Source organism: Niveispirillum sp. (assembly GCF_017996735.1).
Classification (GTDB): Bacteria; Pseudomonadota; Alphaproteobacteria; order Azospirillales; family Azospirillaceae; genus Niveispirillum.
Genome location: NZ_JAGOGJ010000224.1, coordinates 1 through 6,115, shown reverse-complemented (window position 1 = coordinate 6,115; position 6,115 = coordinate 1). Strand labels below are relative to the sequence as shown.

The 6,115-nt window shown below is 63.8% G+C and carries 6 protein-coding genes; 3 read left to right on the top strand and 3 right to left on the bottom strand.

All coding sequences use genetic code 11. The features are described 5' to 3' along the window. Positions 1-1,248 (top strand): methyl-accepting chemotaxis protein (locus KBA48_RS31905; RefSeq protein WP_292912710.1); only part of this gene is annotated, 1,248 nt, incomplete at its 5' end. A 37-nt stretch (positions 1,249-1,285) separates the two neighbouring features. Here KBA48_RS31905 and KBA48_RS31900 read toward each other — a convergent pair. Both KBA48_RS31900 and KBA48_RS31895 read right to left on the bottom strand, forming a co-directional pair. Then, complete coding sequence (locus KBA48_RS31900; RefSeq protein WP_292912709.1) at positions 1,286-2,536, bottom strand: MFS transporter; 1,251 nt, start codon at positions 2,534-2,536, stop codon at positions 1,286-1,288. Between the two features lie 91 nt (positions 2,537-2,627). Further along, positions 2,628-3,524, bottom strand: a complete 897-nt coding sequence (locus KBA48_RS31895) for a LysR family transcriptional regulator (RefSeq protein WP_292912708.1) — start codon at positions 3,522-3,524, stop codon at positions 2,628-2,630. Positions 3,525-3,648: 124 nt separating this feature from the next. Here KBA48_RS31895 and KBA48_RS31890 point away from each other — a divergent pair, with 124 nt between their 5' ends. Further along, a complete protein-coding gene (locus KBA48_RS31890) occupies positions 3,649-4,485 on the top strand; it encodes an oxidoreductase (protein WP_292912707.1) in 837 nt (278 codons plus the stop codon). Positions 4,486-4,569: 84 nt separating this feature from the next. After that, positions 4,570-5,523 (top strand): GlxA family transcriptional regulator, encoded by a 954-nt coding sequence (locus tag KBA48_RS31885; protein ID WP_292912706.1) that lies wholly within the window; start codon positions 4,570-4,572, stop codon positions 5,521-5,523. Here KBA48_RS31885 and KBA48_RS31880 read toward each other — a convergent pair. Then, positions 5,520-6,115 (bottom strand): SDR family oxidoreductase (locus tag KBA48_RS31880; RefSeq protein ID WP_292912705.1); only part of this gene is annotated, 596 nt, incomplete at its 5' end. The genes KBA48_RS31885 and KBA48_RS31880 overlap by 4 nt on opposite strands.

Sequence of the window (6,115 nt, the reverse complement as noted above, 5' to 3'; positions counted from 1 at the left end):
AAGGCCGGAACGGTGCAGATGATCCGGCGTCTGGCGAAGGGCGGACGGGAAGTCTGGATACAGGGCAGCTACAACCCCGTCCTGGACAAGCGGGGGCATGTTGTCAAAGTTGTAAAGATCGCGACAGATGTGACGGCTGAACACCTGCACTCGCTGGAGATGCAGGGCCAGTTGGTGGCGCTGAACCGGGCACAGGCCGTGATTTCCTTTGCCCTGGATGGCACCATCCTGGACGCCAATGCCAACTTCCTGAAGACGATGGGTTATCGGCTGGATCAGATCAAGGGCCGGCACCACAGCATGTTCGTGGAGCCGCAGGAAGTGGCGAGCCCGGACTACCGCTCCTTCTGGAACAGCTTGCGCGCCGGCCGCTATAGTCAGGCGGAATTCAAGCGCATCGCCGCCGACGGCCGTGTCGTCTATATCCAGGCCACGTACAACCCGATCCTGGACGATCAGGGTCAAGCCATCAAGGTCGTCAAATTCGCCACGGATGTGACGGCGGCCGTGGAGGCACGCCATCGCAAGGAACAGACCCTGGAGGCGGTGCAGAAATATCTGGGCGATATCGTCAACGCTGTCGAACAGTCAAACAACCGGGCCGTATCGGCTTCCGCCGCGTCCGAACAGACGTCGGTCAGCGTTGCGGCCATCGCCAGCGGATCGGAACAGCTCGACGCCTCGATCCAGGAGATCGCGCGCAGCATGAGCCATTCCAAGACGGCGACGGAACAGGCCTTCCAGGAGGCGTCGGTGGTGGACGAGGCCACCAAGCGCCTGCTGGAAGGTACCCAGGCCATGGATGGCATCGTCAAGCTGATTGGCGAGATTGCCGGCCGCATCAATATGCTGGCATTGAACGCCACCATCGAAAGCGCCAGGGCCGGTGAGGCGGGCCGCGGCTTCGCCGTGGTCGCGACCGAGGTGAAGTCCCTGGCCCGTCAGGCCGCCGAGGCCACGCAGCGGATCGGCCGGGAGATTGTCGGTCTCCAGTCGGTGGCGGGCGATGTGGCGGAAAAGCTGGATGCCATCCGCGGGGCCATCGATGCCGTCCGCTCCTACGTGGTCGGCACCTGCTCCGCTGTGGAGGAACAGAGCGCTGTTGCACGCCTGATGAATTCCAATATGCGCGGCGCATCCGGTGCCGTGGCCCAGATCCACCAGAACATGGATGAGATCGCCCATTCCACGCGTACCGCCAACCAGCAGGTGGTCAATGTCCGCGAGGCTCTGCGCCTGATCGCCTGATCGAAGCGGGCTGCCCTGCTCCGGCAGCCCGCTTCGATCACAATTTCTGCTGTCCCCGCAGGGCGAAACCGGTGATGACACCGACGATGCTGAACATCAGCACGTAGAACGCGGGGGCCAGGGGGCTTATCTGCAGCATCACGGTTACGGCAATAGGCGTCAGGCCGCCAAAGACCGCATAAGCCAGATTATAGGATGCCGAAAGGCCGCTGAACCGCACGGCGGCCGGGAAGACATGCACCATGGCGTGCGGTACGGCTCCGATGGTCCCGACCGACAATCCCACCAGTGCCGACAACGGGAACAGCCAGGACGGGTCCACGCGCAGCGTCATGAACAGGATGAAGGCCGAAATGGCCAGCAGCGGGCTGAAAAACATGAAAAAGCGCGCGCCGCCGATCCGGTCCACAATCAGCCCCGCCAGGATGCAGCCGATGGACAGGAAGATGGTCGACAGGCTGTTGGCGCTGAGCGCCGTTGCGGCATCGATGCCGTAGGATTTCTGCAGAATGGCCGGCGTCATCAGGATCAGCACGATGATGCCCGACGACAACAGCCCGGTCAGCGCCATGGAGACGGCGACACCGCGCCAATGATCCCGTGCGACCACGCGCAGCGGCAATTCCTCCGTCAGGGCCTTGCGCTCCTGCATCGCCTTGAAGACCGGCGTTTCCGCCAGCCAGCGGCGCAGATAGACGGAGATGAAGCCGAACACGCCGCCCAGCAGGAAGGGCAGGCGCCAGGCATGGTCCAGGATCACCTCCTTCGTGAACATCGTATTGAGGCCGGTGGCCGCCAGCGACCCCATCAGGATGCCGACCGTCAGGCCGCAGGTGACGGTGCCGCAGGCCAGCCCCACCCGGTTGGGCGGCACATGTTCGGCCACAAAGACCCAGGCGCCCGGCACCTCCCCGCCGATGGCGGCCCCCTGCGCCACACGCAGGGCCAGAAGCGCCACGGGCGCGATGATCCCGACCTGGGCATAGGTTGGCAGCAGGCCCATGCCCAGGGTGGAGATGGCCATCATCAGGATGGACAGGGTGAACATGCGCTTGCGGCCCAGCCGGTCACCGAAATGGGCCATGACGATGCCACCCAACGGTCGCGCCAGATAGCCGGCGGCGAAGATGCCGAAGGTCTGAAGCTGCTTCATCCAGTCCGGCAGTTCGGGCGGGAAGAACAATTGTCCGATCACGGCGGCGAAATAGACGAAGATGATGAAGTCGTAGAATTCCAGCGCCCCACCCAGGGCCGCCAGAGCCAGGGTCCGCACGTCACGGCGGGACATGGATTGTTGCTGCGCTGCCGGCATCAAAACGCTTCCTCCAGAGGCCCCAATGGACTGTTTTGCAAGCTAATCGACCGACGCGGGTCGACTGTCAAGCCACACGCTCCGACTGCACAAAATCGATGAAGGCCCGCAGCGTTGCCGGCATCTGCCGCCGCGATGGATAATAGAGGTAAAAGCCGCTGTAATAGGGACACCAGTCCTCAAGAACGCGGATCAGCCGCCCTGCCTGAACCAGGTCCTTGACCTGATCCTCAAACGCGAAGCCGATACCGGCACCAGCAAGCGCCGCCTCCACGATCAGGTCGGTATCATCAAGGATCAGGGGCCCCTCCACCTCCACCGACAGTTCCACGCCGCCCCGCTCGAACTCCCAGGCATAAAGCCGACCGCTGGCGAAACGCAGGCCGATGCAGGGCAGGTTCTTCAACTGCTCGGGGACCAGCGGCCTGGGGTGGGTTTCAAAAAATGCAGGGGAGGCGACGATGGCCGTTCGCTGGCGTGGCCCCAGTGGTACAGCGATCATGTCCTTGGCGATGATCTCACCAAATCGCACCCCGGCATCGTATCCTTCCAGCACGGTGTCGATCAGGGCATTGTCCACCACGATCTCCACCTGCACGCCCGGATGGCGGGCCAGAAACCGGGTGACAACCGGCAGCAACACCAGACCGGCAGACGAACGGGCCGTATTGATCCGTAGCCGGCCGCTGATGGCACCTCGCAGGCTGTTGAGATCGTCCAATGCATCGTCGATATCGCGGAAGGCCGGGCTGATCCGGGCGAATAATCGTTCTCCGGCTTCTGTCAGGGCCACGGACCGCGTGGTCCGGTTGACCAGCCGCAGGTCCAGCCTCTCCTCCAACTGCCGCAAGGCATGGGAGAGCGCCGACGGGGTGCAGCCCAATTCATCCGCCGCACGGCGGAAACTGCGGTGGCGGGCGATGGCCAGGAAGCTGGAAAGATCGGTGGCGCTGACATGTCGCATTGTTGAAATATGCTCATTAGCGTGTGGAATATCCAGTCGATTATCTCAGCAAATAAACGGGGCTAAACCTTTTCCCAGGCGCTGGGCGGACCAGCACCGATGAGAGAAGAGAAGGAGAGTTCCCATGCGTACCTGGTTTATTACCGGCGCCTCACGCGGCTTTGGTGCCCTGATCGCGGAACGGGCCCTTGCCAAGGGAGACAATGTCGTGGCAACCGCCCGCAAGCCCGAGACGGTGACGGCGCGTTTGGGCGAGCATCCCCATCTGCTGGCCGTCGCTCTGGATGTGACACGGGAAGAACAGGCCCATGAAGCCGCCAAGGCTGCCGTCGAACGATTCGGGCGTATCGACGTGCTGGTCAACAATGCCGGCTATGGATTGCTCGGCGCGGTGGAGGAGGCGACAGCAGCCGAAATCGAGGCGCTGTATCGCACCAACGTCTTCGGCCTGCTGGCCGTGACCCGTGCCGTGTTGCCCCATATGCGGCGGCAGCGGACAGGCCACATCCTGAACTTCTCCTCTATCGGCGGCTATCGCAGCGGCGCGGGGTTCGGGGTCTATTGTTCCACCAAGTTCGCGGTGGAGGGGTTGACCGAGGCGCTGTCGGCGGAACTGGCCCCATTGGGCATCCATGTCACCTCCATTGAGCCCGGTTATTTCCGTACGGACTTCCTGGATGCCACCTCGCTGTCGGTAAGCCCGGTGCGCATCGCGGATTATGACGGCACGGCCGGCACAGTGCGGGATTTTGCGGCGGGGATCAGCCATAAACAGCCGGGCGATCCGGACAAGCTGGCCCAGGCCATCATCACCTTCATCGAGATGCCGAATCCGCCTGTCCGTCTGCCGCTGGGCAGCGACACAGTGGCGGCGATTGCAGCCAAGCATGAGAGCGACGCGGCCATCTTGGCCCAATGGCGGGCTTTGTCCATGTCGACTGACTTTGCGTCGCCTGCGTGAGCCGGCGGGACGGATGGGTGTTGACAGCCCGTTCTGTCGACACCCATCTATGTCTTGTTTTGTGGCTTATATGGATTATGCGTCATGCGTACTGTCGGCTTTCTGGTGTTCGACGGATTCCAGGTGATGGGGCTGGCGGCCCTGTCGGTTTTTGAAATGGCAAACCTGCTGGGCGGGCAGACCCACTACGACATCCATATGCTGTCGGATACGGGGGGGCAGGTCCGGAACTCCCTGGGTTTCGGGATTGATACTGCGGCTGCGGGGGCGGTGTTCCATGACACCACCATCACAACCGGATCGTTGCTGGCCAAGCCGGCCCCTGCGGCATTGCTTGATTATATACGGATGGCGGCCGAGCGCTCGCGCCGGGTGGCCGGCATCTGCACCGGCGCCTTCCTGCTGGCCGAAGCCGGGCTGCTGGATGGAAAGCGGGCCACCACCCATTGGGGTCATGCCCGCGCGCTGGCATCGCGGTTTCCCAAGGTGCGGGTGGAGGAAGACCGGATCTTCATCCAGGACGGCAACCTTTGGACCTCCGCCGGGATGAGTGCGGGTATCGATCTGGCCCTGGCCCTGCTGGAGGAGGATCTGGGCCGGGAGATGGCGCGGTCGGTGGCGCGGGCCATGGTTGTCTATCTGCGCCGGCCCGGCGGGCAATCGCAATTCTCTACCCTGCTGGAACTGGAGCCGAAATCCGACCGGGTGCGCCGCGCCCTGACCTTTGCCAAGGAGAACCTGCGCAATGAACTGTCGGTGGAGGAACTGGCGGAGGCCGCCAGCCTCTCACCCCGGCAGTTCAGCCGCGTCTTCCGGCAGGAGACGGGGCAATCCCCCGCCAAGGCTGTGGAGAATCTGCGGCTGGAGGCAGCGCGCGCCATGATGGATGAAGGCCGCCTGCCGATGGAGATCATCGCGCGGGAAACCGGCTTTGCCGACCGTGAGCGTATGCGCCGGGCCTTCCTGCGCAGCTTCGGCCAGCCACCGCAGGTCATGCGACGGCTGGCCGATCATGAACGGAACGTTGGAACGGCTTAAGCGCCGGCCACACCGAAGCGGGTGGAGGGCTTATTGCGCGAGGCATTGCCGGCGACCTTCATCCGCGCCGCCTCAAACGCCTGCCAGTCGGCGGGGTCGGGCAGGGATGGGATAGTAACCAACTCGCCCTGGTCCAGCCCGGAAAGGGCGGCATCGACCAGATCGCCCACCTCCATCACCATATCCTGCGGCAGGATGGCGGGGTCGATGCCGGCGCGTTCGAAAATCTCCGTCCTGGTATAGCCGGGCAGGACGGCTTGGAAGGTCACGCCCTTGCCGTCGGTTTCGGCGGCCAGGGCCTGTGTCAGGGCCAGGACAAAGGCCTTGGTCGCGACATAGGGGGCGTTGAACTGTTCCGGCAGCAAGGCGACGGCGGACGCGATATTGACGATGGTGCCCGCCCCCTTGGCCGCAAACACATGGGCGGCAGTCAGGGTCAGGCGCTGCACGGCCGCCACGTTCAGGGCCAGCATGGGATCATAGGCGGTGGGGGCGCTGGCCAGCGCCGGGCCATTGGGACCCAGGCCGGCATTGTTGATCAGCAGGCTGATGGCCGCATCGCTGACCAGCCGGTTGGCGACCAGATCCTGAC

Coding starts and splice junctions, on each gene's coding strand:
- KBA48_RS31900 (WP_292912709.1), bottom strand. CDS start 2,536: ATGTCCCGCCGTGACGTGCGGACCCTGGCTCTGGCGGCCCTGGGTGGG.
- KBA48_RS31895 (WP_292912708.1), bottom strand. CDS start 3,524: ATGCGACATGTCAGCGCCACCGATCTTTCCAGCTTCCTGGCCATCGCC.
- KBA48_RS31890 (WP_292912707.1), top strand. CDS start 3,649: ATGCGTACCTGGTTTATTACCGGCGCCTCACGCGGCTTTGGTGCCCTG.
- KBA48_RS31885 (WP_292912706.1), top strand. CDS start 4,570: ATGCGTACTGTCGGCTTTCTGGTGTTCGACGGATTCCAGGTGATGGGG.